Consider the following 19,782-nt stretch of genomic DNA (forward strand, 5'->3'; position numbering starts at 1 on the left):
GGGCCGCCTGTGCGCGGATCGGCGGACAAGCCGCTGACATCTGGAGAGCATGTTGAAGCCAAGAATCAAAGCTTCCCGCCAGGACGATCCCGGATCGGACGGGAATGCTGACGTGGAAGAAATTACGCTGTCGGAGCAGGTGTATCGCCTGCTTCGGCGCGACATCATGAGCGGTGCCTTCGCGCCGGGCCAGTCGCTGCGGCTGGAATTATTGAAGCAGCGCTACGGCAGCAGTTTTTCGCCGATCCGTGAGGCGCTCAACCGCTTGCGCAGCGAACGTATGGTGGTGAACACCACCTCACGCGGCTTCAGCATTGCGCCCTTGTCGGTCGAGGAAATGTGGGACGCCTGTGAAACGCGCATCCTGATTGATTGCGACGCCCTGCGCCGGTCGCTGGCGAACGCCGACGATGCCTGGGAAACGCGGCTGGTGGGCGCGTATCACGCGCTGACGCTGGCGGCGCAGCGCGCAGGCGAGGCCTCGCCGCCGTCGGAAGAACTGGAAGAATTGCTTGAAGCGCGCCATCTGGATTTTCACCATGCGCTGATTGGCGCGTGCCGGTCGCATTGGCTGCTGGACCTGTCCACGCAGCTGTATGCGCAAACCGAGCGTTACCGCCGCCCTGCGCGCGCGGGCGCCACGGCCTATGGGCCGGAACGCAACGTGGATGACGAGCATCGCCAATTGCTTGACGCGGCGATCTCGCGCGACGCGGATCGTTCCGTCGCCATGCTGGCCGCGCACTACCGCAAGACCGCGCAATTCATCGAACGGATCATTTCACAGCCCGACTCGCAGGCACGACATGCATAACGCCGACATCGACCTTTTCTTTCCCACCATCGCCGAGCGCGAAGTGCAATACAACGCCCGTGAATCGGTGGCGGATTTTGACGCCTGCGTGCGGCGCTACGCGGAATCGTCCGCGCGGGTGCGCACGCGCCGCCCCGGCGTGCTGGATTTGCGCTACGGCATGGGCCAGGACGAACGGCTGGACTTGTTCCTGCCTGCCGCATCGCGCGCGCCCGCGCCGCTGTTCGTGTTTATCCACGGCGGTTACTGGCGTGCGCAGCGCAAGGAAGACGCGCCCGTCATGGCCGAAGCGTTTAACGCCGCGGGCGCCGCCGTGGCCACGCTGGAATACACGCTGGTGCCGGAAGCCACGCTGGGCGAAGTGGTGCGCGAAGTGCGTTCCGCCGTGGCGTGGCTGTACCAGAACGTGGCGGCCTACGGCGTGGACCCTGACCGCATCTATGTGGGCGGCAGCTCGGCTGGCGGCCACTTGGCGGGCATGCTGGTCGCGCCCGGCTGGCCCGCGCGCTATGGCGTGCCGGACGATGTCATCAAAGGCACGCTGGCGCTAAGCGGGCTGTTCGACTTGCGTCCGCTGTGCGACATCCTGCCGAACACGTGGCTGCGCTTGACGCCTGAGCAAGCCGCGCATCAAAGCCCGATCTTCAATCTGCCCGAACACGCAGGCCCGATGCTGTTGGCGGTGGGCGGCCTGGAAACGCAAGGGTTCAAGAATCAGACTTCCGCGTTCGAAGCGGCCTGGAACGCCGCGGGGCTGGCGTCCACGCGCATTCCCACGCCGCATTGCAATCACTTCGATCTGGTCAACGAGCTTGAAGACGCGGACAGCGAGCTCACACGCGCGACCTTGGCGATGATGGGGCTGGCTGCGCGCTGAAGGGTTGCGTCATGGGCCGGTCAATCGCTTAAGCTTTCGCCTTATGGCCGACCTGAAACTCCTTGAAGACCTGATTGCGCTGGCGCGCACCGGCAGCTTTGTGCGTGCGGCCGAGCTGCGCCACGTCACGCATCCCGCGTTCGGGCGGCGCATACGCGCGCTGGAAGCCTGGGCCGGCGCCCCGCTGGTCGAACGCCAGCACTTGCCTGTCACGCTCACGCCCGAAGGCGAAGCGCTGCTGAAGACGGCCACGCAGGTGGTTGAGCAGATGGGGCTGGTGCGCCATCGCATCCGCAGTTCAGGGGCGGGCGGCGAAGCGGTGTTGCGCATTGCCACCGGCCGCAGCTTGGCGCGCACGCTGGTCGCGGACTGGATTGCCCGGCTGCGGCATCGCACGCCCAAGGTGCTGACCGAAGGCACGCAAGTGGAGCTGTCCACCGGCAAGGCGCAGGATCTGGTGGTGCGGCTGGAGCAGGGCAAGGTGGATTTGCTGTGCTGCTACGAGCATCCGGCGCTGTCCGTGCCGCTGAGCCCGGCGCGCTATCGCTACATGACGCTGGCTACCGACAAGCTGGTGCCGGTCAGCCAGGTGGATACGCGTGGCCGCGCCCGCTACACGCTGCAAGATGGCGGGCCGCCGGTGCCGCTGATTACCTACACGGGCGGGCTGGCGATGGAACGCATCGTCGGCGACCGCCTGGAAACCACGCCTTATGCGCTGACGCCGTTCGTGCGCAGCGATTCGCTGGACGCCGCGCACGGTGCGGTCGCCAAGGGGGTAGGGGTGGCGTGGCTGCCGTGGTCGATGGTGGCGGCGGATTGCCGGCGGGGCGTGTTGGCCGCGTTGGGGGGCCGCAGCGAGGAAATCGCCTTCGAAGTGCGCTTGTACCGGCCGCGCGCGCGCTTGACGGATTTGGCGGAAGCCGCCTGGGAAGCCACCGCCAATCGCAAAGCCTGACCGCCGTTGCGTAGCGGCCCGCCATCGTTCAAAACACGTTCAAAACACGTTCAAAACAAGATAAGCACGAAGATGTGCTGTTTTGGCACGGATAGCATGCGCGCGTCCCGCGAAAATGTGAGCCTAAACCTCAAATGAGACGGCCACGCCGTCCACCCCCCAGCACCCCAAGGAAGAAAACCATGAAGTCCATTCTGCATCCGCTGCGTGCAGCGCTTGTTGCGTTGTGTGCCGCCTCGGCCCTGGCTGCCGCGCCGGCCGCGTCTGCCGCGGATTACCCCGCCCGCACCATTTCGCTGATCGTCGGCTACCCCGCCGGCGGCAGCCTGGACCTGACCGCGCGCCTGTTGGGCGAAGAGCTGGGCAAGCGCCTGGGCCAGACCGTGGTGGTCGAAAACGTGGGCGGCGCCGGTGGCACGATCGGCGCGCAACGCGTGGCGCGTGCGGCTCCCGACGGCTACACGATCTTTCTGGGCTCGACCAATGAAATGGTGATTGCCCGCATGATCAACACGGCGGTCAAGTACGACAGCGCCAAGGATTTCACGGCGCTGGGCCTCGTGGCCTCGCAGCCGATGCTGCTGGCCGCCAGCAAGAATTCCGGCGTGAAAACCGCCGCTGACTATCTGAAGAAGCTGCGCGGCGCTGACGCAGGAACGTTCAACTACGGCTCGTCGGGCGTGGGCACCACGCTGCATCTGGCGGGCGAAATGATCAACCAGGCCACCGGCACGCGCGCCGAACACGTGCCGTACCGCGGCGTGTCGCCGCTGGTGACGGACCTGATGAGCGGCCAGCTGGACTACGGCATGCTGGTGCTGTCTTCGGGCCTGCCGCAAGTGCGCAGCGGCAACATCGTCGCGCTGGGCTTGACCGAGAACAAGCGTTCGCCGGCCGCGCCTGAGATCGCGCCGCTGGCGGCCACCCCGGGCTTTGAATCCGTCGACATCAACTTGTGGTTCGCGCTCTATGGCCCGGCCGGCTTGCCGGAGCCGGTGGTCACCAAGCTGCGCACCGTGCTGGACGAAACGCTGAAGTCCGAACCGTTCCGCAACAAGATGCAGGACGCAGGCGGCGAAGTGGCCAAGCCGGGCGTCGACATGGTGGCCTATCAGGCCGAAGAGACGAAGAAGTACGGCGCGCTGGTCAAGGCCGCCAAGATCGAAGCGCAATAAAAGCGCAGTGCACGTGCAGTAGGCGTGTACGAAAAGCGCAGTCATCAACCCCATCGCATTACCAGGCAACACAGCGGATCACACCATGGAATTCAAGCTTCCCGTTCCCGACCTGAGCGCCGAGCGCGCCGGCAACACTGGCACGCCGGGCGTGTGGCATTTTGATTCGGGCGTGCCGGGACGCACGCTCATGGTGTCCGCGCTGGTGCACGGCAACGAGCTGTGCGGCGCGTGGGCGTTGAAGGACTTGCTGGCCGCCGGCGTGAAGCCGCGCCGCGGCAGCCTGACACTGGCGTTTTGCAACCTGGACGCGTTCGACCGCTTCGACCATGCCAACCACGATGCCTCGCGCTTTGTGGCCGAAGACATGAACCGCGTCTGGAGCGCCGAGCGCCTGGACAACCCGACTACGCCCGACCGCCAGCGCGGCGCGGCGCTGCGCCCGTTTGTGGAACGCGCGGACTGGCTGCTGGATTTGCATTCCATGCATGAGCCGGGCGCGCCCTTGTTGTTGACGGGCGTTCTGCCGCGCAACATCGCGTTGGCGCGCCGCTTGAAGGCGCCGCAACACGTGATCGTGGATGCGGGCCACAAGGATGGCGTGCGCATGCGTGACTTTGCGCAGTTCGGCGACCCGGCGCGCGAAGACGCCTGCGCCTTGTTGATCGAATGCGGTTTCCACGGCGAGCTGGCCGCGCGCGATGTGGCGCGCGACATGGTGGCGCGCATGCTGGTGGAGTCGGGCGTGCTGGATGCGGCGGACCTGCCGGCGGGCTGGCTGATGCCCGATCCTTCCCAGCAACGTGTGCTGGAAGTGACGAACGCCGTCGTTGCGCCGTCAATGAACGTGCAGTTTGCGCAGGGCTGGACGGGGCTGGAAACGCTGGAGAAAGCAGGTTCGGTGATCGGCTGGGCAGATGGCCAGCCGATTGTGACGCCATACGATAACTGCACGCTGATCATGCCGTCGCTGCGGCAGTTGAAGCCTGGCGTGACGGTGGTGCGGCTGGCGCGGGACTACGCGGGCTGATACGCGGCCAAATGATGACCGGCGCAGTCATGCGCCGGTTGTGTCATTGCTGAGCGGCTACTGCATCACTTCTGCGGCGTGTAGCGCAGTTCATCCAATTGATAGCCCTGAGCCGTGGCCGCGGCCAGGGCTTTGTCTAATTCTTCCTTGGGCAGTTGCGGCGAACGCGACAGAATCCACAGGTACTTGCGGTCGGGCGTGCCCACCACGGCCCAGCGGTATTCCGGGTCCAGGCCGATGACCCAGTAATCGCCCTTGAAGGGCTTCACGAACGTGACTTCAAGCTTGGCGTTGTTGCTGCCTTCCACGACGGTGGCGGTGCCGGACGCGGAATCGATGTCGCCATCCTTGGTGCGGCAGCGATTGTTCACGCCGATCGTGCCATCGGGATGCGCGGTGTATTCCGCGGTGGTGTCGCCGACGCAGTTGCGCTGGAAGAACATCGGAAAATTCGCGATCTCGTACCACATGCCTGCGTAGCGTTTCAGGTCTACCGATTCCACGGTCTGCATGGGCGGCGGCGCGGCATGGGCGATTCCCGCCATGCTGGCTGCCAAGGCCAGCAAGAGTGTTGCAGTGCGGCGCATGGAAAAAACCTCCTCAGTGACTGATGGGATTCGCGGCGCCCAGGGACGAGCGCCGCAAAACCAAACCCTAACGATACGCCTTATTTGCGCGGCGCTTTCAGCGCCTGGTGGTAGCGGGCGACATAGGTATCGAAATCCACCGTGTCGGATTGCTCCAGGCGTTGTTGCTCCACCGTGGACTGCGCGGCGGCTTGCTCATACGCGGCCGCCAGATCCGACGGCAGCGCTTGCGCGCGCAGCGTGTCGGCGTGTTGGCGGCTTTGCTCAAGCGAATAATCATGGAACGACAAGCCGCTTTGCGTCAGCGCTTCCAGCAAGCGCGCCGACGGCGTGGTGTCGGGGTGATCAAGCTTGGCGCGCTGCGCGGACAAGGCTTCGGCATAGGCGTTGCCGCCCAGCGCGGAATCGAACAACGCGGCGTAAGGCGCGATCTGGTCCAGCAGTTCGTGGCCCCATTGCGTGAGCGACACGGCCTGGCCTTCGCGGTCGAGCATCAGGCCGGGCTTGCGGCCTTCCTTGACGACGGTCGAGAAGTTGTCGGCGCTGCGCTGGCAGTAGCCGCTGGCGGGGAAGAACGGGCTGTCGGACGTCGTGCAGAACAGCAGGAAGGCGTCAACGAAGCGGCTGGTGCTGGCGTCGATGCCCACGGGCGAGCTGGGGTCGATATCCAGGCAGCGCACTTCCACGTACTGCACGCCGCGTTCCGCCAAGGCCGTGATGGGGCGTTCGCAGCGGCCGGTGGCGCGCTTGGGGCGGATGCTGGAGTAGTACTCGTTTTCGATCTGGAGCACGTTGGTGTTCAGCTGAATCCATTCGCCGTTGCGATGCGTGCCCAGCTTTTGGTAGTCGGGCCAGGGCTGCGTCACGGCGTCGTACAAGCGGCCCAGGAACGTGTCCAGGTCGTTGTAGCAAAGCTTCAACTGCGACTGCGCTTTGTTCTGGTAACCCAGGTCGCTCATGCGCAGGCTGGTGGCGTGCGGCAGGTACAGCGTGTGGTCGCCCAGGCGGTTCAAGGGATGCTCGCGGCCGCGCAGGAAATCGCTGGCCAGCGCGGGCGCCGCGCCGAACAGATACATCAGCAGCCAGGAATAGCGCGTGAAGTTTCGGATCAGCCCGATGTAGCCGCGCGAACGGCGGTCTTGCACGGAGCCGGGCTGCGTATCCAGCACCGACCACAAGTCTTCGGCCAGCGAGAAGTTGTAATGCACACCGGCGATGCATTGCATCGTCTTGCCATAGCGTTCGGCCAGACCCCGGCGGTACACATGCTTGAGCATGCCGGTGTTTGACTTGCCGTACCAGGCGATGGGGATGTCGGCTTCCGCGGGCAGCGTGGCCGGCATCGACTGATTCCAGATCAGCTCGTGGTCCAGCACGCTGTAGACGTGGCGGTGGGTGTTGGTGAGCTCGGCCAGCAGCGCGTCCACATCCGTGTGGGTGCCCGTGATCAGTTCGAGCAGCGACTCGGAATAATCGGTGGTGACGTGTTCGTTGGTCAGTGCCGAACCCAGGCCAGCGGGGTGCGGGGTGCGCGACAGGATGCCCTGTTCGTCCACGCGCAGGCCTTCTTTTTCAATGCCTCGCAGCGTCTGGGTCAGCAGCGAGCGGTTGGCCTCTAGGCGGGAGAGGCGGTTGGCGGCGGTATCAGTCACGGATTCTTCTCGTATGGGTCTGTCGCCGGATTTTACGGGGTGCCGGCTTCCTGTGCCGAGGGAGCCAATACTGGGCGCAGGGACAATGCCTGAGCCGTACGCGCCAGCCACTCGTCCAGGTCAGCATAAACCGGATCGGAAATAGGGGCCGTTTCATTGAAAATCTCGTGCCAGGCAGTGTCGTACCAGCGCAAAGTCAGCAATTCGGCGGGCGCCCGCTGTGCGAATTGGCGGCTGCCTTCGGCGGCGACGATGGAGTCGTCGCCGGCCACCATCAGCAGGGTGCGACAGGGCAGTTGCCCGGCCTCGCGCAGGGCGTCCTGGCCGCCTTCGTCCACGAAGCGCGCAAGCCGGCCCGTCATGCGGCGCCGCACCAGCGGGTCGGACCGGTAGGCTTTGACGACCGCCCGGTCATGCGAGATACGGGCGGGCGCCAGCCCGTGAGGCACGCGCAGGTCGGGCGCATGCAGGGACATCCAGGTCAGCGTGCGGCGCACCCAGAGCGGGACGTTGACCACAAAGGGCGGTGAGCTAAGCACCAGCGCATCCAGGTCGGCCAGGCGGCGCAGCGCAATGCGCACCGCCACCAGCGCGCCCAGGCTGTGGGCCAGCACGATGGGCGGCCGGCCCTGGGCCTGCGTCCAGGCGGTCAGCCGTTCGACGGCGTCGGTGACCAGGTCTTCCTGGTGGGCGAGCGTGGCGGGCGGGCCGCCCGAGCGGCCATGGCCGCGGTGGTCGTGCGCGCCCACGGTCCAGCCGCGTGCGGTCAGCCAGCGGGCCAGACGGTCATAGCGCCCGGCGTGTTCGCTCAGCCCGTGCAGCAGGTAGATGCTGGGGGCCCCTGCACCGGTAACGGGCGGAGGCACATTGGGGGCGGCGGGCCAAACATAATTGGCCAATGGCGTGCCGTCAGGCGCAGGGGTCATCGAAATCGGCGACAATTTCCAGATTCCTCGAAATGATTAGGCGTCACGGGCCTCGGGTAATGACGATTTCATCGCTGTTTCGTTTCATGTTCAAGAAAGCCGGCGTGATTGTGGGGTTGGCGCTGCTGGTAGCCGCCTGCTCGCCCCGTTACAACTGGCGTGAAGTGGACGTGGCCGACGGGCATGTACGCGCCGCGTTCCCCGACCGCGTGTCGACGGAAACCCGCGACTTGCGCCTGGATACCCATACCTTGCGTTTTACCCTGGCCACGGCCACGGTGGGTGAAGCCGTGTTTGCCGTGGGCAGCGCGCCGCTGCCGCCCGACATTGCGGCGGACCCGGTGGCCAAGCAGGCGTTGGGCGTGGCGTTGATGCATTCGCTGTACACCAATATGCAGGCTCCCCCGCCCACGGCGTTGCCGCCCTATGGCCAGGAAATCGAGGTGCACGGCAAAGCCATGGGCAAGCCGGGATGGTTGCAGGCGAAAGTCTGGGTGACCGACACCATGCTGATCGAAGCGGTGGCGGCCGGCACAACGGAAAGCCTGCCCGCCGAACGCGCACGGGAATTTCTGAGGTCGGTGGTGGTGAACCCGGCCAGACCCGTCAAACCATGACGGCGTCCAGCAGCCCCTGGCGTATTGCCGCCACCACGGCGGCGCGCCGGCCCCGCACGCCCAGCTTTGCGCAGGCGTTGCGCAAGTGGAAATTCACGGTGCTTTCGCTGACGTCCAGGATGCGGGCGGTTTCCCAGCTGGTTTTACCGGCGGCGGACCAGAACAGGCAGATGGCCTGGCGATCTGACAGCGGATGCGCGGCTGACTTGGCCCTGGCCAACGGCGCCGACAGTGAAGTCAGCGGCGAAATAGGCGGGTGCAAGCGGGACAAGGGCGGATTGCTGGGCAACAGGTCGGGGCAATATGCGGACAGCGGACGATTGACGGACAGCGGACGATTGACTGACATGGCGGCAATGGGCGGTGCGCCCTGTAATTGACAAGGTGCCTCATGCTGCGGCCCACATCGCCCCTGGGCAAGCATTGATGCCTTGGCGCATCAATCTCTTTATCTCTGACGGAATAGCTGTATGTTTGCCATTGCCCATTTTTACCTGTCAGCCATTGTGCTGATGCTGCCTTTGTTGTCGTGCGTCGGCATCGGGGTGTTGTGGGGCAAGCGCGATATTCCCTTTGGCGGGGCGTTCATCACCACGCTCGTCACCTCCGTGACCACGCCGGCCCTGGTGTTCCACACCTTTGTCACGACCCACCTGGACGACCGTGCGTTGGCCGATGTGGCGGCGGCCACGTTGCTGGCGCTGCTACTGTGCGCAGGGGTTGGCGCGCTGCTGCTGAAACTGTGGAAGTTGCCGGTGCGCACGCTGCTGCCCACGGCCTTCCTGCCCAACGCCGGCAACCTGGGCCTGCCCATTTCGCAACTGGCGTTTGGGGACGCGGGCCTGTCGGTAGCCGTGGCATTTTTTGCGGTGAATTCCTTTGTCATGCACACGATCGCCGTGCGGCTGCTGCCGGGCGTGAACACCAAGGGCAGCTGGAAAAGCCCCATTCTGCTGGCGTCGGTGGTGGCGGTGGCGTTGCGCATGCTGCATATCCCCGTCCCGGAATGGATGATTGAAACGGCCCGCATGCTGGGCGCGGTGACGGTGCCGCTGATGCTGCTGAGCCTGGGTCACGCGCTGGCGCTGATTCCGTCCAACGGCCTGCGCGATGGCGCGAAAGTCGCGGCGATCCGGCTGGTGGTGGGCCTGGCGGCAGGCCTGGCCGTGGTGTGGGCGCTGGACCTGGAACCCGTGCTGGCCGGCGCGCTGAGCCTGCAAATGGCCATGCCTTGCGCCGTGGTCAGCTACATGTACGCCAAGCGTTATACGACGCTGGGCGACACCGCCGCAGGCGCGGTGCTGGTGTCGACCGTGGTGTTCCTGCTGCTGGCGCCCTTGATGCTGTGGTTCACCCAGGGCGCCTAGCACGCTAGGCCACGCCCGCCATCTCGCGCAGTTGCGCCATGAGCGGGTCGGGGATGTCGACCCCGTGCTTCACGGCTTCGTCGCGCAGCTTGCGGCGGCGGTCGCCGGGCAGGCGCACGCCGTCGTCTTCCAGCATGGCGTCAACCAGGGTTTCGACGCGTTCCAGGTACGTGTTGTTGCCCGCCAGCGCGCCCGGGTCGATCGCCATGAAGGCCTGGCCCAGTTGCGCGGGGCCGCCAGCGTCGACGAAGAACGATTCCGTTTCGAAACCGAAGTGCGCGCCGGTCAGTGCGCAGACCAGCAGTTCGACAATCAGCGCCAGCATCGCGCCCTTGACGCCGCCTGCGGGCAGCATGCTGCCAGCGAGCCCGGCCTTGGGGTCGGTGGTGGGCTGGCCGTCGGCGTCCAATGCCCAGCCCAGCGGAATGGGCTGGTGGTCGCGCGCGGCGATCATCAGCTTGCCGCGCGCCACTTGCGACAGAGACAAATCAATCACCAGCCGCGCGCCATTGCGGCGCGGAAAGACGGCGGCGATGGGGTTGGTGCCAAACAGCGGACGCTTGCCGCCCCAGGCGGGCATGGCGGCCGGCGAGTTGCTCAGCGCCAGCGCCACCAGCCCGGCATCGGCCAGCGCTTCCAGGTGGTAGGCGGCTTCGCCGAAATGGTGGCTGTTGGCCACGCCGATGAATGCGATGCCGTGTTCGCGGGCGCGCAGGGCGGCTTGCTCGACCGCCATGGCGCAGGCGGGATACGCCAGGCCGGAACCGGCGTCGATCAGCGCTGCGCCGCCGCGCTCGTGCACGATGCGCGGTACGGCGGAGCCGATGGCGCGGCCGGCGCGCAGATGGCCGGCGTAGAACGGCACGCGCGACAGGCCGTGGGAACTGATGCCCTGGCTTTCGGCAAAGACCAGCGCGCGGGCGGTGCTGTCGGCCATGGCCGGATTGGCGCCGGCGGCGGCCAGGGCGGCGGCCGCCAGCAGTTGAAGTTCGTCCAGATAGATGTGAGCCATATCCTTCCTGTCAGGGGGGCGCGCCGCGCGAAATGGGTGGGGGCTGGCGAAGCGCGCTGCCGGTAAGCGCTATTGTCACACCGGCGGCCCGCTTCAGCAGCCCCGCCAAGCAGTGCTAGAATTCTTTCCGCTGTACCTGAGTGCAGTACCCATATTTCGGCGCCGATTTGCCTGATCCGCTTGCGGGCGCCTTCCAATAAATCCAGCTAAAGAGGTCCGTATGACCACTCCTGCCCAACATTTGGCCGGTGATTCGGCCAGCGGGTTCGTCCCCGCTACCGTCACGACGTCCGACTCCGCTGATCCCGGTTCCGTCGGTCTTGTCGCACCCACCTTCATCCGCTTCGATGAGCCGCTGCCCTTGCTTAGCGGCCAGTCGCTGGCTGCGTACGAACTTGCCGTGGAAACCTACGGCACGCTCAACGCCGAGCGCACCAACGCGGTCTTGATCTGCCATGCGCTCAACGCGTCCCACCACGTGGCGGGCCAGGCGGCAGACAACCCCAGCGATGTCGGCTGGTGGGACAACATGGTCGGCCCCGGCAAGCCGGTGGACACCAACATTTTCTTTGTGATCGGCGTGAACAACCTGGGCTCTTGCTTCGGTTCGACGGGCCCGGCCAGCATCAACCCTGAAACCGGCAAGCCCTGGGGCGCTGCGTTCCCGGTGCTGACCGTGGAAGACTGGGTGCGCGCGCAGGCTCGCGTGGCCGATCACTTTGGCATCGATCGCTTTGCGGCGGTGATGGGCGGATCGCTGGGCGGCATGCAAGCGCTCAGCTGGGCCATCACCTTGCCCGACCGCGTGGCCAATTGCGTGGTGATTGCCAGCACGCCGCGCCTGTCAGCGCAGAACATCGGCTTTAACGAAGTGGCGCGCCGCGCCATCATCACCGACCCGGATTTCCACGGCGGCGACTACTACGCGCAAGACACCGTGCCGCGCCGCGGCCTGTCGGTGGCGCGCATGATCGGCCACATCACGTACTTGTCCGATGACGACATGGCCGAAAAATTCGGGCGTGCGCAACGCGCGCCCGCCGAAAATGGCGCCTACCACTACGGCTACGACGTCGAGTTCGAAGTGGAGTCGTACCTGCGCTATCAGGGCGAAAAGTTCACCCGCTATTTCGACGCCAACACTTATCTGCTGATCACGCGCGCGCTGGATTACTTTGATCCGGCCCGCACCACGGGCGGCGACCTGGCGCGCGCGCTGGCGCCCGCCAAGGCAGACTTCCTGCTGGTGTCGTTTTCAACCGATTGGCGCTTCCCGCCCGAGCGCTCGCGCGAAATCGTGCGCGCGCTGCTGAAGAACGCCAGCCCCGTCACCTATGCCGAAATCGACGCGCCGCACGGGCACGACGCCTTCCTGCTGGAAGACGCGCGCTACCATGCCGTGGTTCGTGGCTACTACGAACGCATCGCGCGCGAGCTTGGGCTGGCGGGCGGCGCCGTTCTGACCGAAGGACCTTCCGCATGACCCCTGTCACCCCCCGCTATGCCCACAATGCGTTGCGGCCCGACCTGGCCCGCATCGCGGGCTGGATCGAACCCGGCAGCCGCGTGCTGGACTTGGGCTGTGGCGATGGCGCGCTGCTGGCGCACTTGCGCGACAACCGCCAGGTGCGCGGCGCGGGCGTCGAGCTGGACGACACCTGCGTGATCGCCTGCGTGCGGCGCGGGGTGGAAGTCATCCAGCAAAACCTGGAAGACGGCCTGGCGCTGTTTGACGACAAGCAGTTCGACACGGTGGTGCTGTCGCAGACGCTTCAGTCCATGCACCGCACCGAACACATCCTGCGCGAAATGGCGCGGGTGGCGCGCCACGGCATCGTGTCGTTTCCCAACTTCGGTTACTGGCCGCACGGCTGGGCCATCTTGCGCGGCCGCATGCCGGTGACGGGCCAGATGCCGTACCAGTGGTACAACACGCCGAACATTCACCTGTGCACGCTGCGCGACTTCGAACAGCTGGCTGGCGAGCTGAAGCTGCGCATTCTTGAACGCGCCACGTTCAACGAAGGCCACGAGGTCAAGCTGTTCCCCAGCTGGCGCAGCACGCTGGCGGTGTATCGCTTCGCGACGCCCTGACATTCCGACACCGATCGCCCTGACGGCGCGGCCGAACAGGCCCTAAAATGCCGCAAGCCTCGCGGCGCAACGCCTGTTGCGCCGTGCGGGCGCGTTTCAGGAGACCGTCATTACCGCTGTATCCAACGTCTACACCAGCCCCCGCGTGGCCCCCTTGCTGGTCCTGGGCTTTGCCAGCGGATTGCCGTTGGCCTTGACTGGCGGCACCTTGCAAGCCTGGGCCACCGTGGAAGGCGTTCCGCTTCAGGAAATCGGTTTCCTGACGCTCGTAGGCACGGCCTACACTATCAAATTCCTGTGGGCCCCGCTCATCGACCGCTACGTGCCGCCGCTGCTTGGCCGCCGCCGCGGCTGGATGCTGGTCACGCAAGTGCTGCTGGGCCTGGCCATCATGCTGATGGGGCTGATGTCGCCGTCCACCGCGCTGATGCCGCTGGCGCTGCTGGCCGTGGGGGTGGCGTTTCTGTCCGCCACCCAGGACATCGCGTTCGACGCGTATTGCACGGACGTGTTGCGCAAGGAGGAACGCGGCGCCGGCGTTGCCATGAAGGTGATGGGGTACCGGCTGGCCATGATTGCGTCAGGCGGATTGGCGCTGATCCTGGCGGACCAGTGGATTGGCTGGGGCAACACCTATGTGCTGATGGGCGGGCTGATGCTGCTATGCGTGCTGGCCACGCTGTGGGCGCCCGAGCCGGAACACGTCGCCCGCGCCCCGCGCAATCTGGGCCAGGCGGTGGGCGAGCCCTTGGTGGAGTTCTTTACGCGGCCGGGCGCCATCGCGATTTTGATGCTGATCGTGATGTACAAGCTGGGCGATGCGTTTGCGGGCGCCTTGTCCACCACTTTTCTCATTCGCGGCGCGGGCTTCACGCCCACCGAAGTCGGCACCGTGAACAAGGTGCTGGGGCTGGCCGCCACCATTGTGGGCGCGCTGGCCGGCGGCACGCTGATGTCGCGTTGGGGCTTGTACCGGTCGCTGATGGCGTTCGGGCTGCTGCAAGCGGTGTCGAACCTGGCGTACTGGCTGATTGCGGTCAGCCCGAAAAATATCTGGCTGATGGCCACGGGCGTGGGAATCGAAAACCTATGCGGCGGCTTGGGCACGGCCTCGTTCGTGGGCCTGTTGATGGCGTTGTGCCGCCAGCGGTTTTCGGCCACGCAGTTTGCGCTGCTGTCGGCGCTGTCGGCCGTGGGGCGCACGTATCTGGCGGGGCCGCTGACGCCGCCGCTGGTGGCGTATCTGGACTGGCCGGGGTTTTTCCTGCTGACGGTGGTGATTGCCGTGCCGGGGCTGGTGCTGCTGAAAATGCTGCGCGGCACGATTGAAACCATGGAAAAGCAGGGCGACGAGGCCTAGCGGTTTCGGGGCAGACCACTGCACAGCAAAAAGCGGCGCCAGAAGCGCCGCTTTTTCATGGGGCCGGGCCGAGCCTGCGGGCCTCCCTATTCGTCGTCGATCAGCCGGACGATCAGCACGTCGCTTGGCAGCGATTCCAACAGGCGCTCAGCCACGCTGCCGATGGCGGTGCGCAGGATGCCGGTGCGGCCGTGCGTGCCGGTCACGACCAGGTCGGAGCGATGGTGGAACGAATATTCCGACAGCACGGTTTCGGGCTGGCCGGGTTCCAGCACCACCTTGGGCGGGGTCAGCCCGGCCAGTTCCGGCGTTTGCGCCGTGAATTCCCGCGCGCTTTGTTCCGCGCCTTTGTAGAAGCTGCGCGTGATGGCGTCGTCTGGCACGGACTTGCCTTGGAACGGCACGTCGTACGCATGGAACAGCGTCAGGTTGGCGTTGGGCACCAGTTGCAGCGCGGCGCGCAGGGCCTGGCGCGAGCCCGGCGAGAAGTCGGTGGCGACCAGCACGTCGCGATACGGTTTGCGCGGGCGGTTCTTGACGACCAGCACCGGCTGGCGCGCTTGCCGGGCCAGCTTCTCAACGGTGGTGCCCAGCAGCAGCCGGCCCAGTGTTTCGTCGCGGGCGGTGCCGGTGACGATCAGCGAGCAACCGTAGCTATCGGCCGTTTCCATGATGTGCGTGAGCGGATCGCCCGACACCACCACCACTTCGGAAGGCACGTCAGCCGCGGACAGGTCTTCCGCCAGCTCGCGTTCGGCCAGCGACTTGTGGTCGGACGACAGGCGCCGCCAGACCGGCGTGGTCAGGCGCGCAGTCGTGGCATGGCTTTCCATGACATGCAGGACGATCAGCTTGGTATTGAGTTCCTTCGTGAGCTGTAGCGCGCGGTCCAGGGCGCGATCGCCGCGCGCGCTCAGGTCGGTCGCCAGAAGGATGGGGCCTGTTTGCTGTGTCATACGTTATCTCCCGGTTGTAGCCAGAGTGGCGACTCCCGCGTCCGCGCAGCCTGGCTTGTCTCGCCCTGTCAGGGCGTTATCCCATTGTCTCGCCGCGATGCGGACGGGGGATTGATCGATGTCAACGCACGGTCCAGCGTAAGGGACGCGCGGCAACCAGGCAATGGCGGCTTGCGCAATATCAGCGTCAATACAATGTGGGGTTGGCCGCGCCGGTTTCCCTGGCCCCTTTTTTCCTTTAGCCGTGACATCCATGTTCTCCGACATTTCCCCCGCCTTGCTGCACACGCTGTACTTAGTCGCCATCGTGGCCGAAGCCATGACCGCGGCGCTGTCGGCCGGCCGGCGCGACATGGACTGGATGGGCGTCTGCATCATCGCCTGCGTCACCGCGCTGGGCGGCGGTTCGCTGCGCGATGTGCTGCTGGGCCATTACCCGCTGACCTGGGTCATTCACCCCGAGTACCTGTGGATGACGGGCGGGGCCGCCATTCTCACGGCCTTGATCGCGCCCGTGATGCGGCGCTTGCGCAGCGTGTTCCTGCTGGCTGACGCGCTGGGCCTGGTCGCCTTCACCGTCATCGGCTGCCAGGTGGCGCAGATGATGCAGCTGCCGGTCACCGTGGTCTTGATCAGCGGCATGATCACCGGTTGCGCAGGCGGGGTGCTGCGCGATGTGCTCTGCAACGAAGTGCCGCTGCTGTTTCGCAAAGAGCTGTACGCCAGCGTGTCGGTGTTGACCGGGGCCTTGTACCTGGGCGGCCAGTCGCTGGGCTTGTCGGCCAATGCCGCCGTGCCGCTGGCGTTGGCGGTGGGGCTGGCCATGCGTCTCTTGGCGCTGCGCTTTAACTGGCAGATGCCAAAGTTCGTCTATCGGGATGACTGGGACTGAAAGACTGGGACTGAAAGGCGGGGATCGAAACACTGGTATCGATAGACGGGGACTGAGACAAACCCGCTTTGTCCTCTGCAACAATTTTCTTATTTGTGTTTCAAGAGATTTCTAGTATCTTCTCGGTGTCTCATACCATGCCTCGCGCAGTAAAAGGGGAGCCGATTGGACGTCAAAGCGCCCGCCACGATTCCGTATTTTCTTCAGGAACAGATTCGTGAGTTGATAGTGGATGGCACTATCCGGCCCGGGCAGCCCTTGCGGGAGCAAGAACTAGAGCAGCGTTTCGGCACCAGCCGCAGCCCGATCCGGGAAGCACTGCGTCTGCTGGAGTTGAGCGGCCTGGTCACGCATATCCAACGCAAAGGCTTTCGGGTCACCCTCTATACCGAAACGCAAATCCGCCACCTGTACATGTTGCGCGCGGAGCTGGAGGCGTATTGCCTGCGCCAGCTGGCCGACGTGACGGATTTGTCGCCTCTGGTGGCCGAGTTGCGCAGCTACGACGAAGCGATTGCGTCGTCGATGGCCAAGCGGGACGTGCGCGCCAGCATCGCGGCGTGCCGCGAGTTCTATCTGGCCAGCGCCCGCTACACCGGCAATACGCCGCTGACCAGCATGCTGAGCAAGCTCTACGAACAGGTGGAGCCGCTGCGCTTCCTGCTGGCCCGGCGATCGATTGAAACCAACACCATCCAGACCTACACGCACGGCATCACGCAGGCCGTGGCCGTGCGCGACTTTGAGCGCGCAGCAGGGTTGACGCGCACCTACGTGCTGGAAGTGCTGCCGAGCATTGTGCAGGTGTATCGCGACGCCATTGAACCCGTAAGGCAAGAGGCGGCTCCGCGCTACGGCCGGGCCTGAGCGCTGGCGTTCAGCCGCCGCATGTTCAGTCACCGCGCGTTCAGCCACCGCGCGTTCAGTCGCCGCGCGTTCAGCCGCGCGCTGGCGTACGCACTTCAATGCCCGCCTGGTCCAGCGCCTGCCGGATGCCGTTGGCGAACAACAGGGCGTTGGGCTGGTCGCCATGGATACAGAGCGTGTCGGCTTGCACCGGCACATCGCGGCCATCAACCGAACGCACCTTGCCTTCGCGCACCATGCGGATGACTTGCGCCACCGCCTGGTCCAGGTCTTCGATCATGGCGCCCGCGCGGGTGCGCGGCGTGAGCGAGCCGTCGTCCTGGTAAGAGCGGTCGGCGAATACTTCGCTGGCGGCCGCAAGCCCAATGTCGCGCGCCGCGTCGATCAGCTTGCTGCCGGCCAGCCCATACAGAATCAGCGACGCGTCCACATCCTTGACCGCCTGGCAGATGGCGCGCGACAGGCCTTCGTCTTTTGCGGCCATGTTGTACAACGCGCCATGCGCCTTCACGTGGTGCAGCCGCGCCCCTTGCGAGGCGGCTACGCCGGCCAGCGCGCCGATCTGATAGACCACGATGTCATAGGCTTCATCGGGCGTGGTCGGGATGCTGCGGCGGCCAAAGCCCGCCAGGTCCTGCAAGCTGGGGTGGGCGCCCAGCGCCACGCCCTGCTTGAGCGCGGCCGCCACCGTCTTGCGCATGGTGGCCGGGTCGCCGCCATGAAATCCGCAGGCGATGTTGGCGGAGCTGACGTATTGCAGCACCGCCGCGTCGTTGCCCATGGTCCACGCGCCATAGCTTTCGCCCATGTCGCAGTTCAAATCGATGCGGGTCGTCATTGCAGGTTCCTTTATGCGGGGGTCAGCAAGGCGCGCAGCGGCGCCAGCGCGTCGTGCAATTGCGTGAACGCGCGTTCGCGTTCGCCATCCAGCCGCTGCGCGTCGTCCAGGCTGATCAGGGCGAAACGCAGCGTGTCGCCCGGGGCGGTCTGCGCCAGCGCGGGCAGGTCCACCGTGGCGATCTGCGCAATCTTGGGGTAGCCGCCCGTGGTTTGGCGGTCGGCCATGAGGATGATGGCCTCGCCGCCCGACGGCACCTGCACGGTGCCGAAACAGGCGGCTTCCGACAGCATCTGGCGCGGCTGTTCCAGCGCCAGCGCCGGGCCTGTCAACCGATAGCCCATGCGATCGGACTGCGGGCTGACGCGGAATTCCGAGCGGGTGAACGCGTCGCGCGTGGCCTCCGAGAATTCGTGCCAGTGCAGGCCGGGCAGAAAGCGGATGGCGGCGCGGCGCGGGTTGCCCAGCGTGCCGGGCAGATAGATGCGCAGGGTCCACAATGCGTCGCGCAGCGCCTTCAGGTCCTGGTGTGCGGCAAGCGGGGTCCGCAGTGCAATGTGGTCACCCTTGGCCAGCGCGCGTCCTTGGAAGCCGCCAAAGCCGCTGCGCAAATACGTGGATTCGCTGCCCATCACCGCGGGCAAGGCAAAGCCGCCATGCACCGCCAGATAGGCGCGCACGCCGTTGGCCGGGCGCGCGCCGAAGGCCAGCGTGTCGCCCGCACAGGCCACTAACGGGCGGTGCGGGGCAATGTCTTGTCCGTTCAAGGTGGCGCCAAGATCCGCGCCGGCCAGCGCAAAGCAGGCCGGCGCATCGAAGCGCAAGGTCGGCCCGGTCAGCGTTATTTCCAACGTGGCGGGGTCGCCGGCGTTGCCCGCCAGCGCATTGGCCAGCCGGTGCGCGCGTTCGTCCATGGCGCCCGCCGCGGGTATGCCTTGATGCTGGTACCCGTTGCGGCCGGCGTCCTGGAAGCTGGACAGCATGCCGGGCTTGATGACGGCCAGGCTCATGGCTGTGCCTTCCTGATGCGGTTGAACTCGTCGGCGCTGATGGGCACGAAGCGCACCGAATCGCCCGGTTGCAGCAGCGAGGCCGGTTCGCGGGCCGGGTCGAACAGCGTCAGCGGCGTGGCGCCGATGATGTTCCAGCCGCCGGGCAGCCGGTTCGGGTAGATCACCGTCTGCCGGTTGGCGACGGCAACGGAGCCGATGGGCACCACGGTGCGCGGCGACGGCCGGCGCGGGATGTTGAGTTTTTCGTCGTGCAGGCCCAGGTAGGGGTGGCCCGGCGCAAACCCCAGCATGAACACCATGCTGCGCGGTCCGCTGTGCAAGGCGATGACCTCGTCGGGCGTTACGCCAGCGGCGCGCGCGACGTCGGCCAGGTCGGGGCCATGTTCGCCGCCGTAACAAACCGGGATATCAATGTCACGTTCGGCCGAGGCGTCGACAGGGATGCCGTCAGCTAGCAGCGCGTTGACGCGGGCGGTCAGCGTGGAACAGGTGGGGCCGCCGCCGACGCCATCGGGCCGGTAATGCACGGCCACGGCGACGAATGACGGCACCACGTCGGTTACGCCGGCCAATTGCGCGTCGCGCAGTTTGCGCGCCGCGGCCAGACAGGTTCGGCCGACCGACGCGTCGATCCGGTCGCCAAAGGTGATGATCAGGCAGCGATCACCCTGGGGCTGGATGCGCCACAAGGTTTCGGCCGGAGAAGGGGGTTCGGAAGAAGCGTTCAACGGCGCGAAACCTCTGGCG

21 protein-coding genes and 1 riboswitch are annotated in these 19,782 nt (G+C 65.9%); of the genes, 12 read left to right on the forward strand and 9 right to left on the reverse strand.

Features of this window, described 5'->3' with window-relative positions:
* The first annotated feature begins 52 nt into the window (after positions 1-52).
* From ACFZAI_RS18595 to ACFZAI_RS18615, 5 genes are all read left to right on the forward strand, one after another.
* Complete coding sequence (locus ACFZAI_RS18595; RefSeq protein WP_391568534.1) at positions 53-814, forward strand: GntR family transcriptional regulator; 762 nt, start codon at positions 53-55, stop codon at positions 812-814.
* Positions 807-1,691 (forward strand): alpha/beta hydrolase, encoded by an 885-nt coding sequence (locus ACFZAI_RS18600; RefSeq protein WP_391568344.1) that lies wholly within the window; start codon positions 807-809, stop codon positions 1,689-1,691. The genes ACFZAI_RS18595 and ACFZAI_RS18600 overlap by 8 nt, the downstream gene beginning before the upstream one ends.
* A gap of 43 nt (positions 1,692-1,734) precedes the next feature.
* On the forward strand, positions 1,735-2,649 hold the full coding sequence (locus tag ACFZAI_RS18605; protein WP_391568345.1) for a LysR family transcriptional regulator: 915 nt from the start codon (positions 1,735-1,737) through the stop codon (positions 2,647-2,649).
* A gap of 182 nt (positions 2,650-2,831) precedes the next feature.
* Positions 2,832-3,824 carry a tripartite tricarboxylate transporter substrate binding protein gene (locus ACFZAI_RS18610; RefSeq protein WP_175170548.1) on the forward strand — a complete coding sequence of 331 codons (993 nt, stop codon included), beginning with the start codon at positions 2,832-2,834 and terminating at the stop codon, positions 3,822-3,824.
* A gap of 85 nt (positions 3,825-3,909) precedes the next feature.
* Complete coding sequence (locus ACFZAI_RS18615; protein WP_391568346.1) at positions 3,910-4,854, forward strand: succinylglutamate desuccinylase/aspartoacylase family protein; 945 nt, start codon at positions 3,910-3,912, stop codon at positions 4,852-4,854.
* Positions 4,855-4,919: 65 nt separating this feature from the next.
* On the opposite strand, the gene ACFZAI_RS18620 is transcribed toward ACFZAI_RS18615, so the two are convergent.
* From ACFZAI_RS18620 to ACFZAI_RS18630, 3 genes are all read right to left on the reverse strand, one after another.
* The gene (locus ACFZAI_RS18620; protein ID WP_391568347.1) at positions 4,920-5,441 is read right to left on the reverse strand and encodes a lipocalin family protein; all 522 of its coding nucleotides are present in this window, start codon (positions 5,439-5,441) and stop codon (positions 4,920-4,922) included.
* Between the two features lie 80 nt (positions 5,442-5,521).
* Complete coding sequence (gene gshA / locus ACFZAI_RS18625) at positions 5,522-7,093, reverse strand: glutamate--cysteine ligase (RefSeq protein ID WP_391568348.1); 1,572 nt, start codon at positions 7,091-7,093, stop codon at positions 5,522-5,524.
* A gap of 32 nt (positions 7,094-7,125) precedes the next feature.
* Positions 7,126-8,019, reverse strand: coding sequence for an alpha/beta hydrolase (locus tag ACFZAI_RS18630; RefSeq protein WP_391568349.1), 894 nt, complete (start codon positions 8,017-8,019; stop codon positions 7,126-7,128).
* Between the two features lie 59 nt (positions 8,020-8,078).
* Here ACFZAI_RS18630 and ACFZAI_RS18635 point away from each other — a divergent pair, with 59 nt between their 5' ends.
* Entirely contained in the window at positions 8,079-8,636 is a 558-nt protein-coding gene (locus ACFZAI_RS18635; protein ID WP_391568350.1) for a hypothetical protein, read from the forward strand.
* On the opposite strand, the gene ACFZAI_RS18640 is transcribed toward ACFZAI_RS18635, so the two are convergent.
* Positions 8,626-8,868 carry a LuxR C-terminal-related transcriptional regulator gene (locus ACFZAI_RS18640; protein WP_391568535.1) on the reverse strand — a complete coding sequence of 81 codons (243 nt, stop codon included), beginning with the start codon at positions 8,866-8,868 and terminating at the stop codon, positions 8,626-8,628. The genes ACFZAI_RS18635 and ACFZAI_RS18640 overlap by 11 nt on opposite strands.
* Before the next feature lie 238 nt (positions 8,869-9,106).
* Here ACFZAI_RS18640 and ACFZAI_RS18645 point away from each other — a divergent pair, with 238 nt between their 5' ends.
* Positions 9,107-10,003 carry an AEC family transporter gene (locus tag ACFZAI_RS18645; RefSeq protein WP_391568351.1) on the forward strand — a complete coding sequence of 299 codons (897 nt, stop codon included), beginning with the start codon at positions 9,107-9,109 and terminating at the stop codon, positions 10,001-10,003.
* 4 nt (positions 10,004-10,007) lie between these two features.
* On the opposite strand, the gene ACFZAI_RS18650 is transcribed toward ACFZAI_RS18645, so the two are convergent.
* Complete coding sequence (locus tag ACFZAI_RS18650; protein ID WP_391568352.1) at positions 10,008-11,015, reverse strand: Ldh family oxidoreductase; 1,008 nt, start codon at positions 11,013-11,015, stop codon at positions 10,008-10,010.
* Positions 11,016-11,164: 149 nt separating this feature from the next.
* Positions 11,165-11,246: riboswitch (SAM riboswitch) on the forward strand.
* Between ACFZAI_RS18650 and ACFZAI_RS18655 the strand changes: the two genes are divergently transcribed.
* The 3 genes from ACFZAI_RS18655 to ACFZAI_RS18665 all read left to right on the forward strand — a co-directional run bounded on the left by ACFZAI_RS18655 (position 11,236) and on the right by ACFZAI_RS18665 (position 14,469).
* On the forward strand, positions 11,236-12,498 hold the full coding sequence (locus ACFZAI_RS18655) for a homoserine O-acetyltransferase (protein WP_391568353.1): 1,263 nt from the start codon (positions 11,236-11,238) through the stop codon (positions 12,496-12,498). Its footprint overlaps the riboswitch before it by 11 nt.
* Entirely contained in the window at positions 12,495-13,109 is a 615-nt protein-coding gene (gene metW, locus ACFZAI_RS18660; protein WP_054421270.1) for a methionine biosynthesis protein MetW, read from the forward strand. The genes ACFZAI_RS18655 and metW overlap by 4 nt, the downstream gene beginning before the upstream one ends.
* A 76-nt stretch (positions 13,110-13,185) precedes the next feature.
* Positions 13,186-14,469 (forward strand): muropeptide transporter, encoded by a 1,284-nt coding sequence (locus ACFZAI_RS18665; RefSeq protein ID WP_391568354.1) that lies wholly within the window; start codon positions 13,186-13,188, stop codon positions 14,467-14,469.
* 86 nt (positions 14,470-14,555) lie between these two features.
* Here ACFZAI_RS18665 and ACFZAI_RS18670 read toward each other — a convergent pair whose 3' ends face one another.
* Positions 14,556-15,425, reverse strand: a complete 870-nt coding sequence (locus ACFZAI_RS18670; RefSeq protein ID WP_391568355.1) for a universal stress protein — start codon at positions 15,423-15,425, stop codon at positions 14,556-14,558.
* A gap of 253 nt (positions 15,426-15,678) precedes the next feature.
* Between ACFZAI_RS18670 and ACFZAI_RS18675 the strand changes: the two genes are divergently transcribed.
* Both ACFZAI_RS18675 and ACFZAI_RS18680 read left to right on the forward strand, forming a co-directional pair.
* Positions 15,679-16,317, forward strand: a complete 639-nt coding sequence (locus tag ACFZAI_RS18675) for a trimeric intracellular cation channel family protein (protein WP_054421272.1) — start codon at positions 15,679-15,681, stop codon at positions 16,315-16,317.
* Between the two features lie 165 nt (positions 16,318-16,482).
* Positions 16,483-17,184, forward strand: coding sequence for a GntR family transcriptional regulator (locus ACFZAI_RS18680; RefSeq protein WP_054421273.1), 702 nt, complete (start codon positions 16,483-16,485; stop codon positions 17,182-17,184).
* A 70-nt stretch (positions 17,185-17,254) separates the two neighbouring features.
* On the opposite strand, the gene ACFZAI_RS18685 is transcribed toward ACFZAI_RS18680, so the two are convergent.
* Genes ACFZAI_RS18685 through pxpB form a run of 3 tightly spaced genes read right to left on the reverse strand, consistent with a single transcriptional unit; the run spans position 17,255 to position 19,763 of the window.
* A complete protein-coding gene (locus ACFZAI_RS18685; RefSeq protein WP_391568357.1) occupies positions 17,255-18,022 on the reverse strand; it encodes a LamB/YcsF family protein in 768 nt (255 codons plus the stop codon).
* An 11-nt stretch (positions 18,023-18,033) separates the two neighbouring features.
* The gene (locus ACFZAI_RS18690; protein ID WP_391568358.1) at positions 18,034-19,032 is read right to left on the reverse strand and encodes a biotin-dependent carboxyltransferase family protein; all 999 of its coding nucleotides are present in this window, start codon (positions 19,030-19,032) and stop codon (positions 18,034-18,036) included.
* Complete coding sequence (gene pxpB, locus ACFZAI_RS18695; RefSeq protein ID WP_391568359.1) at positions 19,029-19,763, reverse strand: 5-oxoprolinase subunit PxpB; 735 nt, start codon at positions 19,761-19,763, stop codon at positions 19,029-19,031. The genes ACFZAI_RS18690 and pxpB overlap by 4 nt, the downstream gene beginning before the upstream one ends.
* Between the last annotated feature and the right edge of the window lie 19 nt (positions 19,764-19,782).

It is taken from the genome of Achromobacter sp. NPDC008082 (assembly GCF_042957345.1).
GTDB classification, from domain to species: Bacteria; Pseudomonadota; Gammaproteobacteria; order Burkholderiales; family Burkholderiaceae_B; genus Achromobacter; species Achromobacter kerstersii_A.

Bases quoted from the DNA above. Each gene is read 5' to 3' on its own strand.
- ACFZAI_RS18655 (WP_391568353.1), top strand. From the start codon at position 11,236: ATGACCACTCCTGCCCAACATTTGGCCGGTGATTCGGCCAGCGGGTTC.
- ACFZAI_RS18645 (WP_391568351.1), top strand. From the start codon at position 9,107: ATGTTTGCCATTGCCCATTTTTACCTGTCAGCCATTGTGCTGATGCTG.
- ACFZAI_RS18670 (WP_391568355.1), bottom strand. From the start codon at position 15,425: ATGACACAGCAAACAGGCCCCATCCTTCTGGCGACCGACCTGAGCGCG.
- ACFZAI_RS18620 (WP_391568347.1), bottom strand. From the start codon at position 5,441: ATGCGCCGCACTGCAACACTCTTGCTGGCCTTGGCAGCCAGCATGGCG.
- ACFZAI_RS18675 (WP_054421272.1), top strand. From the start codon at position 15,679: ATGTTCTCCGACATTTCCCCCGCCTTGCTGCACACGCTGTACTTAGTC.
- ACFZAI_RS18610 (WP_175170548.1), top strand. From the start codon at position 2,832: ATGAAGTCCATTCTGCATCCGCTGCGTGCAGCGCTTGTTGCGTTGTGT.
- ACFZAI_RS18630 (WP_391568349.1), bottom strand. From the start codon at position 8,019: ATGACCCCTGCGCCTGACGGCACGCCATTGGCCAATTATGTTTGGCCC.
- ACFZAI_RS18690 (WP_391568358.1), bottom strand. From the start codon at position 19,032: ATGAGCCTGGCCGTCATCAAGCCCGGCATGCTGTCCAGCTTCCAGGAC.
- ACFZAI_RS18615 (WP_391568346.1), top strand. From the start codon at position 3,910: ATGGAATTCAAGCTTCCCGTTCCCGACCTGAGCGCCGAGCGCGCCGGC.
- metW (WP_054421270.1), top strand. From the start codon at position 12,495: ATGACCCCTGTCACCCCCCGCTATGCCCACAATGCGTTGCGGCCCGAC.
- ACFZAI_RS18650 (WP_391568352.1), bottom strand. From the start codon at position 11,015: ATGGCTCACATCTATCTGGACGAACTTCAACTGCTGGCGGCCGCCGCC.
- ACFZAI_RS18600 (WP_391568344.1), top strand. From the start codon at position 807: ATGCATAACGCCGACATCGACCTTTTCTTTCCCACCATCGCCGAGCGC.
- ACFZAI_RS18605 (WP_391568345.1), top strand. From the start codon at position 1,735: ATGGCCGACCTGAAACTCCTTGAAGACCTGATTGCGCTGGCGCGCACC.
- ACFZAI_RS18635 (WP_391568350.1), top strand. From the start codon at position 8,079: ATGACGATTTCATCGCTGTTTCGTTTCATGTTCAAGAAAGCCGGCGTG.
- ACFZAI_RS18685 (WP_391568357.1), bottom strand. From the start codon at position 18,022: ATGACGACCCGCATCGATTTGAACTGCGACATGGGCGAAAGCTATGGC.